The sequence below is a fragment of the Mucilaginibacter sp. GW822-FHT03E02 genome (assembly GCF_058801545.1).
This window is the reverse complement of the sequence record NZ_JBXANJ010000001.1, coordinates 1767217-1792301: the sequence shown is the minus strand read 5'-3', so window position 1 is coordinate 1792301 and position 25085 is coordinate 1767217. Positions and strand designations below refer to the sequence as shown.

26 protein-coding genes are annotated in these 25085 nt (G+C 42.2%); 14 read left to right on the top strand and 12 right to left on the bottom strand.

What is annotated here, in order from left to right:
* Positions 1-3: 3 nt before the first annotated feature.
* Entirely contained in the window at positions 4-564 is a 561-nt protein-coding gene (locus AC1RM2_RS07425) for a hypothetical protein (protein WP_492984351.1), read from the bottom strand.
* Positions 551-2074: a 2,3-bisphosphoglycerate-independent phosphoglycerate mutase gene (gpmI, locus tag AC1RM2_RS07420; protein ID WP_492984350.1), complete on the bottom strand. Its 1524-nt coding sequence runs from the start codon at positions 2072-2074 to the stop codon at positions 551-553. The genes AC1RM2_RS07425 and gpmI overlap by 14 nt, the downstream gene beginning before the upstream one ends.
* A 186-nt stretch (positions 2075-2260) precedes the next feature.
* Here gpmI and AC1RM2_RS07415 point away from each other — a divergent pair, with 186 nt between their 5' ends.
* The 5 genes from AC1RM2_RS07415 to AC1RM2_RS07395 all read left to right on the top strand — a co-directional run bounded on the left by AC1RM2_RS07415 (position 2261) and on the right by AC1RM2_RS07395 (position 6157).
* Positions 2261-2659, top strand: coding sequence for a DUF4783 domain-containing protein (locus tag AC1RM2_RS07415; RefSeq protein ID WP_492984349.1), 399 nt, complete (start codon positions 2261-2263; stop codon positions 2657-2659).
* Positions 2660-2904: 245 nt separating this feature from the next.
* Positions 2905-3750 (top strand): carboxylating nicotinate-nucleotide diphosphorylase, encoded by an 846-nt coding sequence (gene nadC, locus AC1RM2_RS07410; RefSeq protein WP_492984348.1) that lies wholly within the window; start codon positions 2905-2907, stop codon positions 3748-3750.
* 127 nt (positions 3751-3877) lie between these two features.
* Complete coding sequence (gene plsY / locus AC1RM2_RS07405) at positions 3878-4525, top strand: glycerol-3-phosphate 1-O-acyltransferase PlsY (RefSeq protein WP_477359295.1); 648 nt, start codon at positions 3878-3880, stop codon at positions 4523-4525.
* 5 nt (positions 4526-4530) lie between these two features.
* Positions 4531-5334 carry a M48 family metallopeptidase gene (locus AC1RM2_RS07400; protein ID WP_492984347.1) on the top strand — a complete coding sequence of 268 codons (804 nt, stop codon included), beginning with the start codon at positions 4531-4533 and terminating at the stop codon, positions 5332-5334.
* A gap of 97 nt (positions 5335-5431) precedes the next feature.
* Positions 5432-6157 (top strand): YqjF family protein, encoded by a 726-nt coding sequence (locus AC1RM2_RS07395; protein ID WP_492984346.1) that lies wholly within the window; start codon positions 5432-5434, stop codon positions 6155-6157.
* Positions 6158-6170: 13 nt separating this feature from the next.
* Here the strand turns inward: AC1RM2_RS07395 and AC1RM2_RS07390 are convergent, their stop codons facing one another.
* The 6 genes from AC1RM2_RS07390 to AC1RM2_RS07365 all read right to left on the bottom strand — a co-directional run bounded on the left by AC1RM2_RS07390 (position 6171) and on the right by AC1RM2_RS07365 (position 12569).
* Positions 6171-7433 carry an anthranilate synthase component I family protein gene (locus AC1RM2_RS07390; RefSeq protein WP_492984345.1) on the bottom strand — a complete coding sequence of 421 codons (1263 nt, stop codon included), beginning with the start codon at positions 7431-7433 and terminating at the stop codon, positions 6171-6173.
* Between the two features lie 96 nt (positions 7434-7529).
* Positions 7530-8807 (bottom strand): adenylosuccinate synthase, encoded by a 1278-nt coding sequence (locus AC1RM2_RS07385; protein ID WP_492984344.1) that lies wholly within the window; start codon positions 8805-8807, stop codon positions 7530-7532.
* Positions 8807-9433, bottom strand: coding sequence for a nucleotidyl transferase AbiEii/AbiGii toxin family protein (locus AC1RM2_RS07380; protein ID WP_492984343.1), 627 nt, complete (start codon positions 9431-9433; stop codon positions 8807-8809). Before AC1RM2_RS07380 ends, AC1RM2_RS07385 begins: the two co-directional genes overlap by 1 nt.
* A complete protein-coding gene (locus tag AC1RM2_RS07375; RefSeq protein ID WP_492984342.1) occupies positions 9388-9681 on the bottom strand; it encodes a DUF6922 domain-containing protein in 294 nt (97 codons plus the stop codon). Before AC1RM2_RS07375 ends, AC1RM2_RS07380 begins: the two co-directional genes overlap by 46 nt.
* Positions 9682-9683: 2 nt before the next feature.
* Entirely contained in the window at positions 9684-10151 is a 468-nt protein-coding gene (locus AC1RM2_RS07370) for a Fur family transcriptional regulator (RefSeq protein WP_477359319.1), read from the bottom strand.
* A gap of 195 nt (positions 10152-10346) precedes the next feature.
* Complete coding sequence (locus tag AC1RM2_RS07365; protein ID WP_492984341.1) at positions 10347-12569, bottom strand: RelA/SpoT family protein; 2223 nt, start codon at positions 12567-12569, stop codon at positions 10347-10349.
* A 108-nt stretch (positions 12570-12677) separates the two neighbouring features.
* On the opposite strand from AC1RM2_RS07365, the gene AC1RM2_RS07360 reads away from it, so the two are divergent.
* The 3 genes from AC1RM2_RS07360 to bshB1 are packed head-to-tail and all read left to right on the top strand — an operon-like array spanning position 12678 to position 14528.
* Complete coding sequence (locus tag AC1RM2_RS07360; protein WP_477385229.1) at positions 12678-13292, top strand: DUF4294 domain-containing protein; 615 nt, start codon at positions 12678-12680, stop codon at positions 13290-13292.
* Positions 13293-13294: 2 nt separating this feature from the next.
* Positions 13295-13795, top strand: a complete 501-nt coding sequence (locus tag AC1RM2_RS07355) for a glutathione peroxidase (protein WP_492984340.1) — start codon at positions 13295-13297, stop codon at positions 13793-13795.
* Positions 13796-13808: 13 nt separating this feature from the next.
* Positions 13809-14528, top strand: a complete 720-nt coding sequence (bshB1, locus tag AC1RM2_RS07350) for a bacillithiol biosynthesis deacetylase BshB1 (protein WP_492984339.1) — start codon at positions 13809-13811, stop codon at positions 14526-14528.
* A gap of 78 nt (positions 14529-14606) precedes the next feature.
* Here bshB1 and AC1RM2_RS07345 read toward each other — a convergent pair whose 3' ends face one another.
* The 3 genes from AC1RM2_RS07345 to AC1RM2_RS07335 all read right to left on the bottom strand — a co-directional run bounded on the left by AC1RM2_RS07345 (position 14607) and on the right by AC1RM2_RS07335 (position 18294).
* Positions 14607-15044, bottom strand: a complete 438-nt coding sequence (locus AC1RM2_RS07345) for a hypothetical protein (RefSeq protein WP_492984338.1) — start codon at positions 15042-15044, stop codon at positions 14607-14609.
* 196 nt (positions 15045-15240) lie between these two features.
* Positions 15241-16572, bottom strand: a complete 1332-nt coding sequence (gene lat / locus AC1RM2_RS07340) for an L-lysine 6-transaminase (protein WP_492984337.1) — start codon at positions 16570-16572, stop codon at positions 15241-15243.
* Positions 16573-16956: 384 nt separating this feature from the next.
* Complete coding sequence (locus AC1RM2_RS07335; RefSeq protein ID WP_492984336.1) at positions 16957-18294, bottom strand: OmpA family protein; 1338 nt, start codon at positions 18292-18294, stop codon at positions 16957-16959.
* A 348-nt stretch (positions 18295-18642) separates the two neighbouring features.
* On the opposite strand from AC1RM2_RS07335, the gene kduI reads away from it, so the two are divergent.
* The 5 genes from kduI to AC1RM2_RS07310 all read left to right on the top strand — a co-directional run bounded on the left by kduI (position 18643) and on the right by AC1RM2_RS07310 (position 22908).
* Complete coding sequence (kduI, locus tag AC1RM2_RS07330) at positions 18643-19482, top strand: 5-dehydro-4-deoxy-D-glucuronate isomerase (RefSeq protein WP_492984335.1); 840 nt, start codon at positions 18643-18645, stop codon at positions 19480-19482.
* A 24-nt stretch (positions 19483-19506) separates the two neighbouring features.
* Positions 19507-20322: an SDR family oxidoreductase gene (locus AC1RM2_RS07325; RefSeq protein WP_492984334.1), complete on the top strand. Its 816-nt coding sequence runs from the start codon at positions 19507-19509 to the stop codon at positions 20320-20322.
* 112 nt (positions 20323-20434) lie between these two features.
* Positions 20435-21469 carry a LacI family DNA-binding transcriptional regulator gene (locus AC1RM2_RS07320; RefSeq protein ID WP_492984333.1) on the top strand — a complete coding sequence of 345 codons (1035 nt, stop codon included), beginning with the start codon at positions 20435-20437 and terminating at the stop codon, positions 21467-21469.
* Positions 21470-21631: 162 nt separating this feature from the next.
* A complete protein-coding gene (locus AC1RM2_RS07315; RefSeq protein ID WP_492984332.1) occupies positions 21632-22423 on the top strand; it encodes a DUF4350 domain-containing protein in 792 nt (263 codons plus the stop codon).
* 29 nt (positions 22424-22452) lie between these two features.
* On the top strand, positions 22453-22908 hold the full coding sequence (locus tag AC1RM2_RS07310; protein ID WP_492984331.1) for a nuclear transport factor 2 family protein: 456 nt from the start codon (positions 22453-22455) through the stop codon (positions 22906-22908).
* A 140-nt stretch (positions 22909-23048) separates the two neighbouring features.
* On the opposite strand, the gene AC1RM2_RS07305 is transcribed toward AC1RM2_RS07310, so the two are convergent.
* Positions 23049-23936 (bottom strand): 1-aminocyclopropane-1-carboxylate deaminase/D-cysteine desulfhydrase, encoded by an 888-nt coding sequence (locus tag AC1RM2_RS07305; RefSeq protein ID WP_492984330.1) that lies wholly within the window; start codon positions 23934-23936, stop codon positions 23049-23051.
* 75 nt (positions 23937-24011) lie between these two features.
* On the opposite strand from AC1RM2_RS07305, the gene AC1RM2_RS07300 reads away from it, so the two are divergent.
* The gene (locus AC1RM2_RS07300; protein ID WP_492984329.1) at positions 24012-25067 is read left to right on the top strand and encodes an RluA family pseudouridine synthase; all 1056 of its coding nucleotides are present in this window, start codon (positions 24012-24014) and stop codon (positions 25065-25067) included.
* Positions 25068-25085: the final 18 nt, after the last annotated feature.

Genomic DNA, 25085 nt, shown 5'->3' with positions numbered 1-25085 from the left:
AGCCTACTTCTTTAAAACTCCCTTTATTCTATATAAATTCTTTCCCATCAGCCTCACCTGCTGCGATTTTTCTATCTGGTAAACCGAATCGGGGAAGTAGCTTAATTTTTCGCGGGTTTCGTAAAGTGCGTTTTTGGTGTGGTTAAATATTACAATCCATTTTACTTTGTCGCCGTTTTTTTTAATCATCACCTCGGTTGTACGCAAATCAGGTGTTTTGGCCCGGTAAATGATCAGTGAGTCGGTGGCTAAAACACTGTAGCTGTTTTTCCAGGCCGGGCGGTTAATGTCTGAAAGGATAAAGAGGTTAAATTCCTGCCCCCAGTTGGCAATTTGTACGGTTTTGTTTTCTGTTATCCCGTTGTGGGTAACTGTCTTGTCAACCTGCGGATTTAGTTTGGTTAGCCTGGCCGTATCGGCTTTAAAATACCCGGCTATATCAAAATATTTCAGGGTGCCGTTTGATTGCGTTTTATCGGGCCTGCAGGCTTGCAAACCCAATAAAAGCAAAATGCCACCCAATAGGGTGGCATTATATGTTAGTTTCAGTTTATACCAATACATTACCGGTCATTTCCGCGGGGATATCAACCCCCAGTATTTTTAAAATGGTAGGTGCAATGTCGCCCAGTTTGCCATCGCTTACACGGGTTACATCTTTGTCTATTATGATACAAGGCACCAGGTTGGTGGTATGGGCAGTGTTTGGCGTACCATCATCATTAATCATATAGTCGGCATTACCGTGATCGGCAATGATGATAAAGCTATAGCCATTGGCTAAACCAGCCTCAACAACCGCTTTTGTACAGGCATCTGCTGTCTCGGCAGCTTTAACAACGGCGCTAAAAACACCAGTGTGGCCAACCATATCGGTATTGGCAAAGTTTAAGCAAACAAAATCTGGCCAGCCGCTTTCCAGTTCAGGAATAATAGCATCGCGAATGCCTGCCGCGCTCATCTCTGGCTGCAAATCATAAGTGGCCACTTTAGGCGATGGCACCAGCAAACGTTTTTCGTTATCAAACTCACGCTCGCGTCCGCCCGAGAAGAAGAAGGTTACGTGTGGGTATTTTTCGGTCTCGGCAATACGGATCTGCGTTTTGCCTGCATTCTGCAAAATTTCGCCCAATGTTTTGGTCAGGTCTTCTTTATTGAAAACTACCTGTACATTTTTAAACGTTTCATCATAGGGTACCATGGTGATGTAACGGATGTTTAACGGGTGCAGGTTGTATTCCGGGAACGACTTTTGGGTTAACGCCAGGCTGATCTCGCGGCCCCTGTCTGTACGGAAGTTAAAGCATATAACAACATCGCCATCTTTTATAACTGCCAAAGGCTTGCCGTCGGCATCAACCCTTACTATTGGTTTAATAAATTCGTCGGTAACACCATCTTCGTACGATTTTTTGATCAGGTCGGTGATATGCTGCGTAGCTTCACCTTCGCCGTTGACCATCAGGTCATAAGCCAGTTTAACGCGTTCCCAGCGGTTATCGCGGTCCATAGCATAGTAACGGCCAATGGCAGTTGCTATTTGTGCAGATGTGCCTGCTATATGTTGTTCCAGTTCGGTAATGAAACCTAAGCCCGATTTGGGGTCGGTATCGCGTCCGTCTAAAAAGGCATGAATAAATACATTGTTTACATCCACCTGTTTTGCCGCATCGCAAAGGCCCTTTACATGCCTGATGTGTGAGTGAACACCGCCATCAGATACTAAACCGATGAAGTGAACATCCTTGTTGTTTAGTTTAGCATATTCAAAAGCATCTTTTAAAACCGGAATGGTAGGTAATTCGTTATCATCAACAGCTTTATGAATGCGGCCCAGTTCCTGGTAAACCACACGGCCTGCGCCAAGGTTCATATGCCCAACTTCGGAGTTACCCATTTGTCCGGCGGGCAAACCAACTGCCATGCCGGATGCTTCCAGTTTGGAATTTGGGTAAGTTTGCAGCATCATGTCAACAAAAGGTGTGTTGGCGGCAAGTATAGCGTTCGATTGATCGTTACGGCCGTAACCCCAGCCATCGAGGATAATTAATGCGAGTTTTTTTTTATTTTCCACATTGCAAATATAAATGCAACAATGTACTTATGGCTATAAATTTTGAATTTAGATTTATACTTACACCGTGCTGATTGTTAAGATAATAATTGAGTTCAAAAACAGTTATATCTGAACACTGCGCAAAAAAATGCTCCTCTTTTTTGCCAAGTGTAACTTTAAACCGTTTTTTCACGTATTTATGATATGAAGTTACTTTACCTGTCGTCGTTTATACTTTTGTTGCTGATGCCTGGCGTGGTAGCGGCCGATGCCATGGATAATGTGGCTAATTTGATAAAACAGGGTAACATTAAAGAAATGGGTAAGCTGTTTGCACCAACCGTAGAGATGACTGTAATGGCCGAAGAGCAATCATATTCGCAAACCCAGGCCACATCTGTACTAAGCGATTTTTTTACTAAACATAAGCCACAAACAATAAAGCTGCTTCACAAAGTAAACTCCAGTGCAAGCATTCAGCTTGGTGTATATATTTTAACTACAGCCGACAAACAGGAATACCGCATCGCTTTTACCCTAAAAGATGTAGGCGGTACCATGCGCATCATCGAATTGGGGATTGAGGACGAGAAGGTGAAGTAGCCTTTTGAATTTGAGGATTTGAAAATTTGAGGATTTGAAAATGATAAAAGCAAATTTAAAATCCACCAATTCAATTCGGCGTTCAAAACAATTTATAACAAAATGCAATTACAAGCCAATTTACTGAACCCAGGTTCGGCAACTCTTCCACATTTTCAAATTCTCAAATCCTCAAATTTTCAAATTGCTTTATCCTCGAATTTTCAAATAAAGAATTACTTTTGGGGCTTAAAAAAGTAATTATCTTGGATAAAGAACTTGTTGACCAGTTTATAATTAATGCTTTACAAGAGGATGTTGGCGATGGTGATCATACCTCGTTATCAACCATTCCCGCCGAAACAACAGGCAAGGCACAACTTTTGGTAAAAGACGAAGGCATTTTGGCCGGTGTTGAATTGGCTATTGAGGTATTTAAAGTGGTTGACCCCAACCTTAAAACAACCATTTTTTTGCAGGATGGCGCTGTTGTTAAGTACAAAGATGTGGCGTTTGAGGTAGAAGGCAGCGCCCGCAGCATCCTGGTTGCCGAGCGTTTGGTACTGAATTGTATGCAGCGAATGTCGGGAATTGCTACAAAAACCCGTGAGATAGTTGATTTGCTGAAAGGCACCAATACAAAAGTTTTAGATACCCGTAAAACAACGCCGGGTTTGCGCTACCTTGAAAAATGGGCCGTAAAAATAGGTGGCGGCGTTAATCACCGGTTTGGTTTGTATGATATGATATTGATTAAAGATAACCATGTTGACTACGCCGGCGGCATAAGGCAAGCTATTGAAAGTGCAAATCAGTATCTTTTAGATAATCATAAAAAACTTGCCATCGAAATTGAGGTGCGTAACCTGGAAGAATTGGACGAGGTATTGCAAACGGGCAACATAAACCGTATCTTGTTAGACAACTTTAGCTTTGCCGGACTGCGGCAGGCGGTTAATATTATTAACGGCCGGTTCATAACTGAGGCATCGGGTGGTATAACAATTGATACTATACGCGAATATGCGGATTGCGGGGTTGATTACATTTCTGTTGGCGCGCTCACGCATTCGGTAAAAAGCCTCGACCTTAGTTTAAAGGCTGTAAAGTAAATTTATGGTGCATCCTTGTTTTAACATTTGAGTTAAGACCTGGCTGTCTGAATCTGGCTATTAAAGCAAGCGTTTAAATTATGATTAGCGTTTTAGTACGGTATCAATTTTGTAATATTGCAGGTAAATGATCAACGTATACTCAGTTTCGGCGCTCATCCTTGCTTATCTCTGCGGGTCTATCCCAACAGCTGTATGGATTGGCCTGGCGTTTTATGATATCGATGTAAGAGAGTATGGCAGCGGCAATGCCGGCGCAACCAATACCTTCAGGGTACTGGGCAAACAGGCCGGTATTCCTGTAATGCTGCTTGATATTTTGAAGGGGTGGACGGCTACCAACCTTGCTTTTTTTATTGGGGTATCTACTACCGGGGCTTACAATTCTGCAAGCTATATGAACTACGCGCTGGCTTTAGGGGTAGCTGCAGTTATGGGCCATTTGTTCCCGATATTTGCCGGCTTTAGGGGTGGCAAAGGCGTTGCCACTTTATTTGGAATGATTTTGGCTATACATTTGCACGCCGCTTTATTGTGCGTGTTGGTATTTGTTGTGGTGTTGTTACTTACAAAGTATGTGTCGCTTAGCTCCATTGCCGCGGCCTTTACATATCCTATAGGGGTCTCGTTTGTTTTTCCTACCTCTATAAGATCGGTTGTTATATACGGAATGTGCATTTGCATGCTCATCCTGGTAACGCATCAAAAGAATATCGAACGCTTATTAAAGGGCACCGAATCGAAAGTTAATTTTTTAAAGAAAAAAGCTGCCTGACCATTATGAAAAAATTCCTGCCTGCATTTTTAGCAACAACGCTGGTTGTTGTCCTGTTCTCCTGTTCAACTGTGCCGCTTACAGGCCGTAAACAACTAAGCTTGGTTGGCGATGCCGAAGTAAACCAATCGGCAGCCGCGAGTTATAGTCAACTATTATCGGATCCTAAAACAAAAGTAATTAGCAGCGGAACCGACGCCCAACGCATAAAACGTATAGGTAATAACCTTGCCGTTGCTATCGAAGCCTATTTGAAAAGCAACGGCTATGGCGATCAATACAGTTTTCAATGGGAGTTTAACCTCATCCAGAGCCCCGAAGTGAACGCCTGGTGTATGCCTGGCGGTAAAGTAGCTGTATATAGCGGTTTACTGCCCGTGGCCAATACCGATGCCTACCTGGCGGTTGTAATGGGCCATGAAATTGGCCACGCCATTGCCCGGCATTCTGCCGAGCGTATTTCGCAGCAAACATTGGCGCAGTTCGGCGGTTCGCTGGCTGGCGTTGCAGTGGCAAAGCAATCGCAGGTAATGCAAAGCCTTTTTAGCCAGGCTTATGGTGTAGGTACCCAGGTTGTTTTGTTGAAATACTCGCGCGACCAGGAATCGGAAGCTGACCGCCTGGGTTTGACATTTATGGCAATGGCCGGGTACGATCCGCACAATGCGGTTGCGTTTTGGCAACGTATGGCGGCTCAAAACAAAGGCGGCTCGCCACCCGAATTGCTGAGTACACACCCTTCTGATGCTACCCGAATAGCCAATATTCAAAACCTGATACCCGAGGCTATGAAGTATTATAAAAAATAGTTTTGAGCTATGAGTAGTAAGTTTTGAGTTAATTTATTGCATGCTACAAAATGTCAATGAACTCACTACTCGAAACTTAAAACTCATCACTTAAATTATGCCTAATCCTCAATTCTTAAAAGCGCAGTGGAAAAACCTGGTAATGATAAATTACGAGGTGGATCCGAATATCCTCGATCCCTATTTACCACCCGGCACCGAACTTGACTTGTGGCAGGGTAAGGCTTTGGTAAGCATGGTGGGCTTTATGTTCTTAGATACAAAGGTACTCGGCATCAAATGGCCATGGCACGTGAATTTTGAGGAAGTGAACCTTCGTTTTTACGTAAAGCATTTTAACGGAATGGAGTGGAAGCGTGGTGCCGTTTTTGTAAGTGAAATAGTACCTAAGCCAATAATAGCAGTTATTGCTAATAATTTATACAAAGAGCATTATAATGCCATGCCCATGCGCCACAGTATAATGGAAGCCGGAGGCCATACCCAATTTTTATACGAGTGGAAGTTTAAAGGCAGATGGAATAAGCTTGGTGCGACTGCCAGCAATCAATTACTGGATATTCAACCGGGCAGTGCCGAAGAGTTTATTTTTGAGCATTATTGGGGTTACAATAAAGTTTCGGCCACAAGCACCATGGAATACCAGGTTGAACATGTATCGTGGCAAACAGGTAAGGTTAAAGATCATGTTTTTGATGCTGACGTGGCAGGGTTATATGGCGAAGTATTTAAGCCTTATTTAGATAAAGAGCCGGTTTCGGCTTTTTTTGCCATTGGATCGGATATTAAGGTGAGGATGGGAGATAAGATTGTGGTAAAATAGTAAAGTTCGGATACTATCCTCCCAAAACCTCCAGTACCGCTTTTGCTTTCAATAAACATTCCTCATATTCCTTTTCTGCATCAGCGTGATAGGTGATAGCGCTGCCTGCATGGAACGATAGGTATTCGTTATCAGCATTGTACAGCAATGATCTGATTACTACGTTAAAATCAAAATCATCATCCGGGCCAAAGTACCCTACCGCGCCGGAGTAGACGCCGCGTTTGCTGCGTTCATAGTGCTCCATCAGTTGCATGGCGCTTATTTTAGGCGCACCGGTCATGCTGCCCATGGGGAAGCTGTTTTTAATGGATTGTATGGGAGATAAGTGCTCCTGTAACTCGCACACAACGGTCGATATCATTTGGTGCACCTGGCGGAAGCTATGTATGCCGAAAAGCTCTTCAGTTTTAACCGTTCCCTGTTTTGCCGATTTGGTGAGGTCGTTGCGTACAAGATCGACAATCATTACATTTTCCTGTAGTTCTTTGGGGTGGTTGCGTAATTCTTGCTTAACCAGTTCATCAGCTTCTACATCGTCATGCCTTTTGGCCGTGCCCTTGATGGGCTGGGATATGAGTTTATTACCTCGTTTTGCTAAAAAACGTTCGGGCGAAGCTCCCAATATGTAATTGTTATTCCATTTAAAAAAAGTGGAAAATGGATTGGGCGAGACACTGTTAAGCTGTGTAAATACGCTCAAAGGATCAATATGTACATCATCAGCATAAAACTCCTGGCAAAAGTTGGTTACATAAATATCGCCCCTGGTAATATGCTCCTGTATGCCGGTTACCGCATCAATATATTCCTGTTTTGTAAACCTGCTTTTTAAAAGTATTGATGGCTGATTATCATGCGTAATCGGCTCTTGCTCCAAAATACGGCTCAAGACATGTTGAGGACCGTCGCTAATAATCTCCGCTTTATTACCTTTAATAAGGATCAGATGTACCGGCGCAAAAAAGTACAGGTCGGGAAAGTCGAGCGTGTCGAAGTTTTGTGAGGATAATTTTTCCACTTCGTTTTTCAGATCGTAGCCCAAAAATCCACAAATCCAACCTGGATTATCTGTACGAAAGGCTTGCAACTGATCAAACGCCGTGCCTGTGCTTGCCATTATTTGTGCCTTGCTGCCAACGGCTATAAGGGTGTCAAATTTGGTGTAAGGGTCATCAAAGCCATTCGAGTCGAGGTAACATGCCGAATTATATGATGATGCCCACCTAAGGGCTTTAAGCTTGAAATTTTGCAGATCATCTACCTGTACTATCACCCTGCAAAAATAACCAAGTAAATGAAAAAAGGCCGGGTAACCGGCCTTTTTAACATATGAAGTTAAGTTTGTGTCGACACAAACTTAAAGGTTGTGTTAGTGCAATACCAAAGTCTGTTTCCTGTCGGGGCCTACAGATAAATATTTTACCGGTACGCCTAACTCTGCCTCCAGGTAGTCGATGTATGATTGCAGCTTGGCAGGTATTTCAGATAACTCGGTAATACCTGTTAAATCTTCGTTCCAGCCATCAATTTCCTTCAAAACCGGCACCGGACTTACCGAGCAGATATCATAAGGCATGTAATCAATAGTTTCACCTAAGTAGTTGTAGTGGGTACAAGCATAAATTTTATCAAAACCGCTTAATACATCAGCTTTAGTCATTACCAGTTGGGTAACGCCGTTAAGCATTATAGCGTATTTTAAAGCCGGCAGATCAATCCATCCGGTACGGCGGGGTCTGCCTGTGGTAGCGCCAAATTCGTGGCCTATACGGCGTAATTCTTCGCCTGTTTCGTCTTCCAGTTCGGTAGGGAACGGGCCGCCGCCAACACGGGTACAATAAGCTTTAAAAATACCTATCACATCGCCAATTTGTTGCGGGGCAATACCCAAACCAGTACAAGCGCCGGCCGCTGTTGTATTTGACGAAGTAACAAATGGATACGAACCAAAATCGATATCCAGCATGGCGCCTTGCGCACCTTCGGCCAAAACTTTTTTACCTTTTTTAATATAATCGTTCACCAGGTGTTCCGAATCAACCAACGGGAATTGTTTGATAAAGTCAATGGCTTCAAAAAACAAGGCTTCGCGTTCAGAAAAATCAGCAACCTCGCCGTACATAGCGGTAAGCATGGCAGTATGTTTGTCAACCAGTTTCTGGTAACGCTCTTTAAAATCGGGCAGGGTGATATCGCCGATGCGTAAACCGTTCCTGCCGGTTTTATCCATATAAGTAGGGCCGATGCCTTTTAAGGTTGAACCTATTTTTCCTTCGCCCATTTTCTTTTCAGATGCGGCGTCAAGCAGTTGATGGGTTGGTAATATCAGGTGTGCTTTTTTTGCAATCAGCAGGTTCTTTTTAGCTAACAGGTCATGGCCTGCATCCTTCAGTTTATCTATTTCCTTTTTAAGGGTAATAGGGTCAATCACTACACCATTACCAATAAGGTTCATGGTATTTTCAAAAAATATACCTGAAGGAATAGTATTCAACACGAATTTTTTACCGTCGAATTCCAAAGTATGACCGGCATTTGGGCCGCCCTGGAAACGTGCAATCAGGTCATAACCTGCGCTAAGCACATCAACAATTTTTCCTTTACCTTCATCGCCCCATTGGAGGCCTAATAATACGTCAACAGCCATTAATTTATCGTTTGAATATATCTATTAAATTTTTGTATGATATCTTTTTTGATTTTATCCCACTTTAATTTTTTAAAACTATAAGGATCTGAATCCAAATCTGCTTCAACAAAATAAGTGATAGATTTAATAATCATTATCGTTGAATTATTTGGATACCTTGCTTGATAAAATGAAAACATTTGATCAAACGAAAAATGTTCCAATAATTCGTGTAAATCCCAAAAGTCCTTTTTTGCCCCTCGTCCTGCTATTGCGTTTAATTTCAGGGCAATAATTTCTTCCACGGAGGCAAACCTAATACCCTCTATAGTATTACTGGCAAAAGTGAACTTTTCAAACGTATGTACAAAATCTACTTTTACGTTATTTATATAAGTGAACAACAAGCGGGGGCTGGTTCTTTCTTTTGAGAAAAATTGAAAATTGCCGGATAGCTTAAAGTTAATTAAATCGCTATCAAAGGGTTCGTCGGTAAAAAGATCAAGATCGATAGATGCCCAATGACCTAAAAGTAAAGATAGTGCTGTACCCCCAACCAGTCTGAATTGCTCCAGTTCTGGCAGAGTCATTAATTCTGTCAGTAAACCCAAAGTTGCGGGTTCAACTGTTTCTTTATATAACATTTAAAGTCCTTAGGTTCAAGATCGAAAATGGCACAGCAAAAATAAATTTCTTTGTCGCCAATCCACTTAGCATTTACAATTTCTTTTTTGATTTTATCATCACCATAAAATTTCTTAAGAGCGATGAAATCCTCAAAAGATCCGCGGTCAACAACCTTTTCAATAACAAAACGCGCATTCTTTTCATAGTCGATACTATCCATATCAACATCCCAAAATGCCTGTTTGCTTAAAATAGGTTTGTCCATGATTATACCCTTCTGTCGCAATTGCCTTCACGTAATTTGGCACAGTTACCGTAAAGGTTTAACGAGTGGTGTTTAATATCGAATTTTAAAATATCGCCCATCATACTCTGTATTTGCTGAATCCGCGGATCGCAAAACTCAACTACTTTACCGCAGTCGATGCAAATAATGTGGTCATGCTGTTTGTAGCCGTATGATTTTTCAAACTGGGCCATATTTTTACCAAACTGGTGTTTGGTTACCAGGTCGCATGATACCAACAGTTCAAGTGTATTATATACCGTAGCGCGGCTAACGCGGTATTTTTTATTTTTCATGTGGATATAAAGGGATTCCACATCAAAGTGATCTGAGCGCGAGTAAATTTCTTCGAGTATTGCAAAACGCTCCGGCGTTTTGCGCAGGTTTTTATTTTCAAGGTAAGCCTCAAAAATTTTTTTAACCAATGCTATAGTATCCGGTTGGGCCATAATGGTCTGTTAAGCAGGCAAAGTTATTAATAATTTGGTTAAGATAGAGTCAAGAGTCAAGAATCAAGAATTAAGACGTTTTTTATATTTGTCTTAATTCTGATTGCTTTTGCCCTCCCCTAAAAAAATGGATTTAATATATTCAAAGTGTCCGAAGTCCCCGGTAATTTCTCCGTCTTAATTCTTGACTCTTCCTCAAGACGCTTTTTCAATCACCGAATCAAATCTGTTAACGCCGGTAACACCTTTTATCAGTTTTATTTTTTTGATCAGGTTGTCAAGGTGGTTGGTATCGTTTACGTAAACCATTATCGATCCTTCAAAAATACCGTTGTCGCTATCAACGGTAATGGAGCGGATATTTACCTTAAAATCGGTTGATATTACAGTGGTAAGTTTATTAATTAATCCAACTTCGTCTATACCGGTTATTCTCAACCCGGTTAAAAATGCAAGCTCCTGCTGGTTTGTCCAACGAGCCTTTACAATCCGGTAGCCATAGTTGGCCATCAGTTTGGCTGCATTTGGGCAGTTGGTGCGGTGTATTTTAATGCCATCGCTCACGGTAACAAAGCCAAACACATCGTCGCCGGGGATGGGGTTACAGCAATTGGCCAGTTTATAGTCAATTTTCTGCATGTCCTCACCAATGAGCAGCATGTCGGTGTCTTTCGATTTCAGGTTACGAATTAGGTTTTGAACCTGTTCCTGCTCAATTTTATCCTGGGGCTTGTTCTCAACATTCTTTTCAAATGCCTGATATTCCTTCAGGTCCTTCATGTCTATCACGCCCTTGGCAATGTTATAGAACAAGTCCTGGGTTGATTGCAGTTTGAAAAAATAGCTCAGCTTGTGCAGGTTTTCGGAATTATAGGTGATTTTAAGCGATTTCATTTTACGCTCCAAAATCTCTTTGCCGTCCTCTGCAATTTTTCGCTTTTCTTCTTTTAAAGCCGATTTTATTTTGGCTTTAGCTTTTGCGGTAACCACAAAGTTCAGCCAATCCTCTTTAGGCGTTTGCTTGCCCGAGGTGATAATCTCTACCTGGTCGCCATTTTGCAGTTTATAGCTTAATGGCACCAGTTTATGGTTCACTTTGGCGCCGATACAACTTGCGCCCACATCGGTGTGTATCTCAAATGCAAAATCTAAAGCTGTTGCATTAAGCGGCAGCTGGATAAGTGCACCTTTTGGGGTAAAAATGAAAATTTCATCGCTGAACAAATTCATCTTGAAATCGTCGATAAAATCCAGCGCGTTGGTGTCGGGGTTTTTAAGCATATCCCTTACCTTTTGCACCCACTGGTCAAGCCCGCTATCGGTTGATGATTCCTTGTATTTCCAATGCGCGGCAAAACCTTTCTCGGCAATCTCGTTCATGCGTTTGGTACGTATTTGTACTTCAACCCATTGCCCGCGCGGGCCCATAACCGTGGTGTGTAATGATTCGTATCCGTTTGCTTTAGGCGACGAAATCCAGTCGCGCAGCCTGTCGGGGTTGGGGCGGTATTGGTCGGTAACTATGCTGTAGGCCTTCCAGCAATCGGCTTTTTCCTGGTCGGGCGCGCTGTCTAAAATTATCCTGATGGCAAAAAGATCATATACCTCCTCAAAAGGGATCGATTTTTTCTTCATCTTATTCCAGATGGAGTGAATAGATTTTGGCCTGCCAAACACATCGGCGTGAATTTCCTGGGCTTGCAGCGCTTTGTTAACAGGCTCAATAAAATCGCGGATAAACCGTTCGCGTTCAGCCTTCTTCTCGTTTAGTTTCTTTTTGATAAACTGGTAAGTTTCGCGCTCCATGTATTTCATGGATAGGTCTTCCAGTTCAGATTTTATGGCATATAAACCCAGCCTGTGGGCCAATGGGGCATACAGGTAAACGGTTTCTGACGATAGTTTAAGCTGCTTATCGCGCGGCATAAACTCCATGGTACGCATATTATGCAGCCTATCGGCCAGTTTAATGAGTATTACCCTCACATCATCCGCCAGGGTAAGCAGCATTTTACGGAAGTTCTCGGCCTGTAACGAGCTGTTGGTATCAAACACGCCCGATATTTTGGTTAAGCCGTCAATAATTTTGGCTACCTTTTTACCAAACTCCATCTCAATTTCGTCAAGCGTCATGTTGGTATCTTCTACCACATCATGAAGGAGGGCGCATACTATTGATGTTGTACCCAGGCCAATCTCTTCGGCGGCTATCTGGGCAACTGCAATAGGGTGATATATATAGGGTTCGCCGCTTTTACGGCGCATATCTTTATGGCTTTCAAGTGCCATGTCAAACGCCTTGCGTATCATGCGTTTATCACCCTTTTGCAAGGTTGATTTACAGGCGCGCAGCAAAGCGCGATATCTTTTTAGTATCTCATTCTTCTCGGCTTCCAGATCAATCTCTATCTCTTTCATATATGCTATAGGCGGTATTAATAAGATAAACTTGTAATTGAAAATTATTATTACAGATTATATTAAAATACCACAAAAATTTCCTTTAATTTTGTTTTAAGTAAAAATATGAAATTTATTGGTTTTCTGTTGATGTTTTGTTGCTTAGTGGGCAAGGTAAGTGCCCAGACAGATAAACCTGCACCCATGGTATTGGGCAAAAATGATACCATAAGAGTGGCTGTAACTGATGTTGACGGACAGCTGATACCCTGGGTAGTTTGCCCGCCGATAAGAATTGTAGATAGCCGTATATTTGCTAACGATGCCGATAGGGATAATTACCGCCGGTTACGCTATAACGTAATGAAGGTATTGCCTTATGCGCGTTTTGCGGGCCAGCGGTACGCAAAATTACAGCGCGACCTTGCCCTTACCGGGGATAAGAAAAAACAAAAAGAATTGATAAGCACCTGCGAAGGTGAAATAAAAACATTGTTTGATAAGGAAATTAAAAATCTGACAATTAGTCAGGGTGAAGTTTTGATCAAGCTGATTGACCGCGAAACCGGGCAAACCAGCTATACTATGGTTAAGGAGCTTAAGGGCGGTTTTAAGGCGTTTATGTTTCAGTCTGTAGCCAGCATATTTGGCCATAACCTTAAAGAAACTTACGACCCCGACGAGCAGAGAGATATCGAGGCCATACTTACCCAGGCCGGATATAATTCCACTAACTACTAATAATGGACAACACAAGCGTCTACAAGTTTAACGTTCAAAAGTTAAACGGTGATGATATTAGCCTGTCGGCTTATGAAAATAAGGTACTCTTGATTGTTAATACCGCCTCTCAATGCGGCTTTACACCACAGCTTAAAGATCTGGCTGAATTAAAAAAACAGTTCAATGATACCGATTTCGAGATATTGGCCTTCCCCTCAAATGATTTTGGTGGCCAGGAGCCTTTGGAAGGTGCCGCTATAGCTGCCTTTTGCGAAAATGTTGGTGCAAACTACCCGGTATTTGATAAAATCAGGGTGCGCGGGCCTTTCGCACATCCACTATACCAGTTTTTTGCTGATAAAAAAGCAAACGGAAAACTTAAATCGGTACCCAGGTGGAATTTTCATAAGTTTTTGATTGACAGGGAAGGACACGTTACCGACTTTTATTTTCCTTTTACCAAGCCCACATCTTCAAAAATCCGGAAAAAGATTGAACGTCTTTTAGCGGCAACTCATTAACATAAACACAACAATGAAGTTAGATATTTTAGTTTTATCGGTACATCCCGATGATGCCGAACTTGGATGCTCGGGCACTATTTTAAAACACATCGCCCTGGGCTATAAGGTGGGTATTGTTGACCTTACCCGTGGTGAATTAGGCACCCGCGGATCGGCCGAGATACGGGAGCAGGAAGCCGCTGCAGCGGCCAAAATACTGGGTCTTGCTGTAAGAGATAACCTGGCTATTCCAGATGGTTTTTTTGAGAATACACGGGAGTATCAATTAAAGATAATTGCCGCTATTCGTAAATATCAGCCTAAAATTGTAATAACCAATGCTTATCATGACCGGCACCCAGATCATGGCCGCGCTAATGAACTGGTAGAAGCATCTGCATTTTTAGCGGGCCTGCGCAAGATAGAAACGTTTGAAAATGGAGAATCGCAACAGGAATGGCGACCAGACATGGTGTTGCACTTTATACAGGATAACTATATAAAACCAGATATTTTAATTGATATTACCGAATACTGGGATAAAAAGGTGGAGAGTATTTACGCTTACGGGTCACAGTTTTACAACCCCGAATGGGAAAATGAACCCCAAACTTATATATCTACCCCTGAGTTTATTAATGTTGTTGCAGCGCGGGCCAGCGAATTTGGTAAAAGCATTGGCGCTAAATATGCCGAAGGTTATACCAGTAGGAAAATTTTAGGCGTGGATAATTTATTTGCTTTAAAATAATATATTATTTAACTAAAAATAAAATAAGCCGCTATTTGTTTAAAATAGCGGCTTATTTTATAATATTGGTTTACCTATTTAAGCTTTAATGTATTCAAAGCGATTGTTTTCATTGCTTCTTTCTCGTCTCAGTTTATTTTCATTTGCCAATTTTAAAAGGATGCCTGATAACTCCGAGGTTTTGAAATCCGAATCAAATTGCTCTTTACAATAGTTAGCTATTGATGAGATTGAACGTTGCTCATCAAAAAAATCGGTGCTTAGCAATTGGTTGAGTATTTTTGTCGCACCTGGCTTTTTACGACCCGCTGTAGCGGCACTTTCATCGTCTGGGCGTAATTTACGGCCTTTTTTGCTAAAAATTTCAGAACCATCGGCATCTGCCCTTTCCGACTCAATCATTACATCCAGCAGCCTATCGATGATGCGTACCTGCACGGCTTCTGATTGAAATGAGTTAACAACTTCTGCAACTTCAACAAGTTGTTTTTTTAATTTCTCTATATGTTTGCTCATGATGAACTAGATTTGATTCTAACAGGAATGGACAAATCTAACGGGAATAATAATTAAAAATATAGCGTATTTTGGTAAAAAAATAGCTTATGTTAATATTTCACCCCTTTTTGGAGTTAACAATCCCTAAAACATATATTAAATATTAGGATACAATGCTTGTAGTTCAGATGTTTTTTAAATACGTTATCGTCAACTATAGGGTTTTAGCTATTTTCTCCAGCATTTCAAGTCCGGTATCTATATGGCTTTTTTCAATAATAAGCGCCGGCCTAAAACGGATACTTTTATCACCGCAGCCTAAATACATGATATTATTTTCCAACCCTTTGTTGATGAAATTATCGCGCTTGTTTTTGTCGGGAAAATCAAAGGCAGTAAGCAACCCCTTGCCACGCACGTTGCTGATGACAGGCATCCTGGCCGATATATCGCTGAGCTGGTTTTGCAAATAGTCGCCCATCTCGGCCGCATTTTGGCAAAGGTTATCTTCGGCTATTACTTCCATTATTTTTGATGACCGTACCATATCAACCAAACTACCGCCCCAGGTTGAGTTAATGCGCGATGACACATGGAATACATTATTCTCAATCTCGTCAACCCGGTTGCTGCACAATATGCCGCAAACCTGCATTTTTTTACCAAAGGCCAAAATGTCTGGCCGTGCTTTGGGGCCAAAATGCTCATGACACCAAAATTTGCCGGTAAGGCCAACGCCGGTTTGCACTTCGTCATAAATGAGCATAGCCTCGTATTCATCGGCAAGCTCGCGCAGTTTTTCTAAAAATTCCTTGCGTACGTGGTTATCTCCGCCTTCTGATTGTACGGGTTCAATAATAATAGCGCAAACATCGTCTTTATTATCTTCAAAAGCTTTCCTGATTTGGGCAACGGACAATTGTTCGCGTTGCAGTAAATCTTCATGATTGGTATCGCTATATGGGAAATTCATATAGGGTACCGATACTCTTGGCCAGTCAAACTTGGCAAACCATTTGGTTTTATTGGGCACCGTGTTGGTAAGGCTCAGTGTATAGCCAGAGCGGCCGTGAAACGCGTGTTCAAAGTGTATCACTTTAAAGCCGCGCTCTTTGGTATAGCCTCTGGCAAAATTCTTTTGTACCTTCCAATCCATAGCAACCTTTAGTGCGTTTTCTATGGCTAATGAACCGCCTGCTATAAAAAAAGCGTGTGGTAAATAATCAGGAATGCCTACCCTTGAAAAGGTTTCAACAAATTGCGCGTATTGGGTAGTATATATGTCGGAGTTGGATGGGTTGGTTAAGGCCGCCAGCATCAGGTTTTTTTTAAACTCTTCATCGTTCACCATTTTGGGGTGATTATAGCCTAAAGGTACCGAAGCAAAACAGGTAAAAAAATCAAGCAATGTCCGGTCGTTCTTCGAATCGTAAATATATACGCCCTTACTTTTTTCCATGTCAAAAGTGAGATCGAAGCCATCGGCAAGTACATGCTTCTGCAATGAAGCCTGAACGTTTTGGGGTGAAACAAGTAGGTTGTACATATCAATTTTGGTTTATACAAATCTACAAAAAAGCCCCCAAAAACAAAATTTAGGCGGTTTTTGAACCGATTGGGTGAAAAGTATGTTTAAATTGTTTAAAGTTGCTTTTTGTACCAAAGTCGAAAATAGTATAGTGGCATAGACTACATTTTTTTGATTTTAAATCGCTTGATCCTATTTTAGTCTGCCCGAAACAGCCTAAGACGATGTGGTGGATTTAAGTTTTAAACTAAAAATAATCTGTTTGAATATTTACAGCCAAATTGCGAATACCTGATTTTACAGAAAAAATCCTGTTAATCCTGTAAAATCCTTAAATCGTGTTTAAACGCAAAAAGCCCCGGGTTATCCGGGGCTTTCGCAAATAAATGTTTTTGTTAACAATTATTTTTGTTTGAACTGAACACGACGGTTTAATACACGGCCCTCTTCGGTTGAGTTATCGGCAATCGGCATAGTTTCGCCGTAGCCTTTAATTTTTACCTTCTTGGCATCAACACCAGAGTTAACTAAGTAAGTTTTTACTGAGTTAGCACGATCTTTTGATAACGAGATGTTATGAGCGGCAGTACCTTCAGATGAAGCAAAGCCATCAACTTCTACCTTTTTACCAGAAGCACGCAAATCGGCAGATGTAGCATCCAGTACCGGGTAAGATGAAGTACGTAATACCGAGCTGTCAAATTCAAACTGAATGTTTGAGTAAGGAGTGGCAACCGGTTTAGCACCCAGCAAAGTAGAATCTGGTTTAGGGAATACAATAACGCAACCAGAACCATCAACTACGCTGCCTGCAGCAGTACCTGGGCATTTATCAAACTGATCGGCAACACCGTCACCATCCGAATCTTTTTTCAGATCGCTAACCGCAGTTTCAACATTGGTTACACGGCCTTTTAAAGCTTCAACTTCCTGGCGTAAGGCTGCATCGTACAATTCGTCATACATTTGTGCAACCGGGTTAACCCATGTTAAGTTCTGTTTTGATTTCGGGCCAAAAGTGTACTCTAAACCTCCATAGGTATAAGAGTAATGACTAAAGGTTGGATAGGTGTTTTTCCCTGCAAAATTATAACCTTGTACAAAGCTAACAGTGTAACCTAAGTTCAGGGCTACTGCATCAGACAACCTGAATTTTACACCAGCGCCAACAGGTGCGTATAATTCTTTTACGGTGTGTCCGTATGGGTCATTCACCGTAGCACCTGCATCTGTAACATACATTTTAGGTTTGTACATGTCTAAACCTAAACCTGCAGAACCATAAAAGTTAACGCTGTTTTTGCGGTGTAAAAAGCTAACACTTGCAATGTTGAACACGCCGCTTAAAGCCACGGAGTTAAAGCTGGTTTTGTATTCGGTAATGCCAAATTTCTCGGTACCGTCTTTATCAATGCCATGCACTTTACCGCCCAAATAATCTAACTGCAAGCTAAAAGTGTGCGATAGCTGTTGCCTTAAATACAAACCATAGCCCAAATCAACTTTAAATTTGTTGGTAGTGTTAATGGTAAACGGAACAAGCCCATCAGTGATACCGGCGCTAACGCCAATACTGAATGTGTTGTACTGGCCAATGCCACCAAATACCTTGGCGGTAGAGGCTTCAGTCGTGGTGGTAGTTGCTGTTTTGGTGGAATCGGTTTGAGCATTAGCCATACCTACAACCATCAAAGATGCAAACGACAACGCGGCTGATTTCTTCAATGTAGAATAGTTCATAGTTTTAATTTATTTATAAACGTCATTAAGAATCTTAATGATTTAATGCTAAAAACTCATTTTTTTGAAAAAAGTTTTCTGCTATAGAAACATTTTATTTAAATTATTAATTATTAAGGAGATATATTTTGTTGTAAAAGGTATTTTGTGGGTTTTAATGGGTCTGCAAGTATAAAGCTATAAGCATTACATCAACACGGCGCCTGTCGGTTTTAAACTATGCTCAACTACAAATGATAATATTTATACCTTTACTACAGCTACTACAACGTTGAAGTAAAAATAAGCGCAGAATATCTTTTTAATTAATAGCGCGGGTTGTAGAATTGCATGGATTAACCCTAATACATGATTCCATTGAAAGTAATACAAAGTGTACATCCGGAGGATTTTAAGCGATATGATACCACTACCATCCGGTCGCGTTTTTTAATAGATAACCAGGTACAAGCAGGTGCAATTAATTGCACTTATACGCATTATGATCGTATGATAGTTGGCTTTGCCAACCCTACAGATACCCAACTGCTGCTGTCAAATTATCCAAACCTGCGTGCGGAGTATTTTTTAGAGCGCCGCGAAATAGGGATTATCAACGTAGCCGGTGATGGTGTTGTAATTGCCGATGGTATTACCTATGATGTGAAAAAACTTGATTGCCTGTACATTGGCAAGGGTACTAAAAGTGTGCATTTTGCCAGTAAAAACAGTAATGACCCGGCAGTTTTTTATATGCTCTCGGCCCCGGCGCATGCAACGTATCCAACTACATTGTTAACTCATGCCGATGCTGTAAAGGTTACCCTTGGTTCGGCATCAACTGCTAATCATCGTACTATTAACAAATACATCCATCTGGAAGGTACCAAAAGCTGCCAGTTGGTAATGGGCCTTACTATTTTGCACGATGGCAGCGTATGGAACACCATGCCATCGCATGTACATGACCGCCGTATGGAAGCCTATTTTTATTTTGATGTGCCCCAAGGACAGAAAATATTCCACTACATGGGCGAGGGTAACGAAACCAGGCACATCACTATGGATAACTACGATGCAGTGGTATCGCCGCCATGGAGCATTCACTCGGGCAGCGGTACGGCAAGCTATAGTTTTATATGGGGTATGGCAGGCGAAAACCTGGATTATACCGATATGGACCCAATAGCTATTACAGATCTCAGGTAATCATCATCAATAAAATAATATACATTGGAAAATAATTTTTCTTTAGCCGGTAAAGTAATCGTAGTAACTGGTGGCACTGGCATATTGGGCAGCGCCTTTATAAACGGTATTGTTGAAGCAGGCGGCGCCGTAGGTATTTTGGGCCGCAATGCTCAGGTAGCCGAAGAGCGCGCCAATACCATCAATCAAAATGGCGGCAAAGCGGTAGCATTGGTTGCTGATGTTTTAATTGAAGAAGAGCTACAGGCCGCTAAAACCAAGTTGTTGGATACATTTGGCAGGCTGGATGGTTTAGTGAATGGGGCAGGAGGCAACATGCCGCAAGGCGTTTTACAGCCTGATGAAGATATTTTTAAAATGAATATAGCCGGCATGAAAACCGTAATGGACTTAAATACCTGGGGCACCATTATCCCTACGCAAGTATTTGGTGAGGCCATTGCGCAAACGGGTAAGGGCAGCATTGTTAATATTTCGTCAATGAATTCAAAACGGGCTATTACCAAGGTATTGGGTTATAATATTGGTAAGGCGGCTGTTGATTGTTACAACCAGTGGTTTGCCGTAGAATTAGCCAATCGTTACGGCGATGCCATCAGGATGAATGCCCTTGCGCCTGGATTTTTCCTGACTGAACAAAACCGGAACCTGCTTACCAAACCCGAAGGCGGCTATACCGACCGTGGCCAGCTGGTGATAAAGCAAACACCTTTTAAACGTTTTGGCCACCCGGATGAGTTGATTGGCGCATTGGTATGGCTGCTAAGCGATGCATCTAAATTTGTAACAGGGGCCATGATCTGCGTAGATGGCGGTTTTTCTATTTTTGGCGGCGTGTAACAATTTGATCGCACTTCTCTCTATCGCGAAATTTTATCTCAATTATTTTAGGTTTGTTAACTGCAATAAATTACAATTGTGATTAAACTTGCCGTTAAAGCTAAAAAGGGATATGAATTTCGCGGTTGTTACCATAAAGGATATTGCTAAAGAACTGGGGATTTCCACGTCGGCGGTATCTAAAGCGCTCAAGGATAGTTATGAAATAAGCGAAAAAACCAAAGCACTGGTGCGCGAGTGTGCAAAAAGGCTTAACTATCAGCCCAACCACATGGCCCGCAGCTTAAAAAAGGGCAGCAGTAAATCTTTGGGGATAGTTGTATCTACTATTGATAATCATTTTTTTTCGCAGGTGATTAACGGCATCGAATTCGTTGCCCATAGTAATGGTTACAATGTGTTTATTACCCAAACCCATGAATCGTATGAGCTTGAAAAACTAAATGTAAGCCATTTGATGTATCGCTCTATTGATGGTTTGCTCATTTCCCTATCAACAGAAACTGCCGATGTATCCCATCTTAAAGATCTTCACGCAAAGGGCTTGCCCATTGTTTTCTTTGACCGGGTAAGCGATGAAATAGATACACACAAAGTAATTGCCGATAATTTTCAGGGCGCTTTTGAAGCAACACAATCATTAATTGAGGCCGGGTATCGCAAAATTGCGCATATAACAAGTTCGGTAAACGTATCCATCACTGCCGAGCGCTTAAAAGGATACCAGGCTGCCCTTGCCCAAAACAACCTGAAGCAAAACGATGGTTTTATAAAATATTGCCTTCATGGAGGTAAAGACCTCATCGAGATTGAAAACGCCATCAACGAATTGCTTCTTTCACCCAATCGCCCCGATGCTATTTTTACCGCATCCGACAGGATAACTACCACAACCCTGATGTTGTTGCATAAAATGGGCTTTAAAATACCTGGCGATATAGCCTTGCTTGGCTTTACCAATACCCAATTGGCCGATGTGTTAAATCCATCGTTAAGTACAGTTTACCAACCCGGATTTGAGATAGGTAAAAAAGCTACAGAAATGCTGATCAGTTTGATCGAGAGCCGCAGGCCTGTAACTGAATTTGAAACGGTTGTTTTACCCACCCAGGTTTGTATCCGCGATTCATCGCGGCCCAGCCGATAAATTTAGTACTGCTTTAAGCTTTGTGCATGTTGTTTTTAGCTATATATAACTATATCGATGTAGTAAATATTTCTTCGGCATATGGATTAAAACTACCTGTTCCACGATACATTTGGAAACCAGTTATACTTTGCCCTATATTGACTTTTAAATTATACAATTATGCGTTATCGGTTATTTGCAAAAGGTTTAACAGGCTTGTTCATGACTTGCCAGGGCTATAAAGCCACGGCGCAGGTTGTGCGGTTAGACTATTATTTTAACCGCGAAGTACATGCCGTTGCAAGTGAGCCTAAGCGGTTTCATTATTTATGGGACGAAAAGGAAAATACCGGCTATTCCATTTGGGGCGAGGCCTTTAAAAAATGCGGGGCTGCTTTAGATTCGCTCCCCGCCGCTCCTTCAGCGGATAATTTAAAAGGTACCTCCATTTATATTATTGTTGATCCGGATAGTAAAAAGGAAAGCCCCAAACCCAATTACATAACCGAACAGGATGCCGGTGTAATTGCCCAATGGGTAAAGGCAGGTGGCGTATTGGTGATGCTTGCAAATGATAGCGCCAATGTGGAGTTGCCCCACTTTAACATATTGGCCAATAAATTTGGGATGAATTTTAATAACGATTTGCAAAATCATGTAATTGACGATAATCATTTTGATGATGGCGCCATTATAACTACCGGCAACCCGCTTTTTAAAACTGCGCAAAAAATATTTATGAAGGATGTTTGCTCCATAAGTACCAGTGCCCCGGCAAAGCCCGTGTTGGCAAAAAATGGAATAACGTTGATAGCCCAGGCTAAATATGGTAAAGGAACCGTACTGGCCATTGCCGATCCGTGGCTATACAATGAATATACCAACGGACGCTTACCGGCCGGATATGAAAACGATAAGGCGGCAAATGATATATCGGCATGGCTGTTAGCCCAGGTAAAGAAAAGCAAATAATTAGGTACTGTATAGCTTAACTGAAAATTATGAAGATATTTAACGGCATTAAAATCCTGTTTTTTTTAATAATTATGAGTGTTATTGCCCCAGGGGCCGTGGATGCCCAACAAAAACCGCATACTAAAGAAGTTGCCAGTGCAGTTGAACGCTTGCGCCAGGTAATGATAAGTGCCGATAGCGTAGCCCTGGATAAAATAGCGGCCGACAGCCTGAGCTACGGCCACTCCAGTGGTAAAGTGCAAAACAAGAAGGAATTTATACACAGCTTTACCAGCGGCGCGTCGGTTTTTACCGCCGTTGAATTTACAGGCCAAACAATTACTATATCGGGCAACACGGCTATAGTCAGGCACATACTATCAGCATCCACCAATGATGCAGGCAAGGGCCCGGGCACCGTTAAGCTGGGTGTTTTGTTGGTTTGGGTAAAAAATGGCAAAGAATGGCAATTACTGGCCCGGCAGGCGGTTAAGGTGCCGTGAGGGTAGTTTTTAGATTCTTAGAAGTATAAATCAATCGTCATTGCGAGGTACGAAGCAATCCCGAACTATGTGGGACTTAGCATGTAGGGGATTGCTTCGTACCTCGCAACGACGGGAGTTAATTTCTTAGCCATTCGCCCCTAAAACCTATCCTTCATTCCCAATAATCCCCAAATGCCGCCGCTATGAATGGCCAGTATTTTACTGCCGGGCTTAAAATGCCCCTTGCCAATAAGGTCATATAAAGCATACATCATTTTGCCGGTGTATACAGGCTCAATAACAATGCCGGTGGCAGCAACAAAAAGCTTTACAAAATCAATTAGTTCGTCGGTTGCTTTGCCGTATCCGCCAAAATGGTAGTCGGTATGCAGGTCATAATCGGCGGGAGCGGTTAAAAAACGGTCAATCTCATCCCTGATAAAACCTCCGTTTTTAAACACGGGGATAGCATTGAATTTTGTTGTAAGCTGGTGGCTGGTTAAACCGTTAATAATGCCTGTCGCGGTGGTTCCGGTGCCACAGGCGCAAAAAATATGGTCGTAGCTATCCGTTAGTTCGTTTACCAGTTCGGCGCAGCCCAGGGCGCCTTCTGCAGATGAGCCACCTTCGTTAATAAAAAAAGCCTGCTCATTATTGCCAAAATGTTTTTGGAATAATGCGGGTTTATCACGATAGCTCTCCCTATCGGTAAATTCCAGGTGCATGCCGTGCAGTTTGCATAAAAACAGCGTGTTGTTGTCAACTTCTTCGCCACGTACAATGCCGGTAGATTTGAAGCCGAATTTGGCTGCTGCCGCCGCTGTTGCCAATAAATGATTGGAATATGCCCCGCCAAATGTTACCAGGTGACTTTTGTGCTGGTTTTGTGCCGATTTGAGCAGGTACTTAAGCTTGCGCCATTTATTACCCGATATCATGGGGTGAATGAGATCGTCCCGTTTCAAAAAAACTTTAACCTCGTGCTCATCAAACAAGGGATTTGCAATTTGATGTACCGGACTAAAAATTTCGAGATCAATATTCATAAAAATAACCTGCCCTTAATGCTATTGCAATATTACGCTTAACCTACCACAAAAAACGATTACTTTTGCGCCCAAATGGCATACGAACCCGAGCTGATAGAGCAGGAAGAACAGGATTTATTTGAACACTTACGCGTTGTGGTTGATAAGGGTCAGTCGCTGCTGCGTATTGATAAGTTTTTGATGCACAGGGTAGAGAATGCATCGCGTAACCGCATCCAGAATGCTATCGAACTGGGTAATGTGCTGGTAAATGATAAGCCTATAAAAAGCAGCTACCGGGTAAAACCGCTGGATGTAATTTCGGTTGTTTTGCCCCACCCGCCACGCGATACCGAGGTTTATCCGGAAAATATCCCCATTAATATTGTATACGAGGACGACGATGTACTGGTGGTTGATAAAGCCGCCGGCATGGTGGTTCACCCCGGTTATAATAATTATACAGGCACATTGGTAAATGCGTTGGTTTACCACTTTCAGCAATTGCCGACGTTGCCGGGCAATGATGGCCGGCCGGGGCTGGTACATCGTATTGATAAAGATACCTCGGGCCTGTTGCTCATCAGCAAAAATGAGCGCTCCATGAGCTGGCTGGCCAAGCAGTTTTTTGACCACACCATTACCCGCAAATACATAGCCCTGGTTTGGGGCGATTTGGTTGAAGACGGCACTGTAACGGGCTATATTGGCCGCAGCATTGCCGATAGGCGGGTAATGTCTATTTATGACGACCCGGAGAAAGGCAAATGGTCGGTAACGCACTACAAGGTATTGGAACGTATGGGGTATGTTACCCTGATAGAATGCCAGCTGGAAACCGGCCGCACTCACCAAATCCGTGCGCATATGCGGCATATAGGCCACCCCTTGTTTAGCGATGCTACCTATGGTGGAGATAAGATTTTGAAGGGAACAGTGTTCAGCAAGTACAAGCAGTTTGTCGAGAATTGTTTCGAACTAATGCCCCGCCAGGCACTCCATGCTCAAACACTTGGCTTTTTACATCCAACCCAGAAAAAGCAGGTACTATTTGAATCGCCCCTGCCAGCCGATTTTGAAAGCGTGCTGTTAAAATGGCGCAGGTATACTGCGGCTGACAATCAGACCAATGCCAGTAACGAAGAGTAATAAAGAATGATTTGTGGC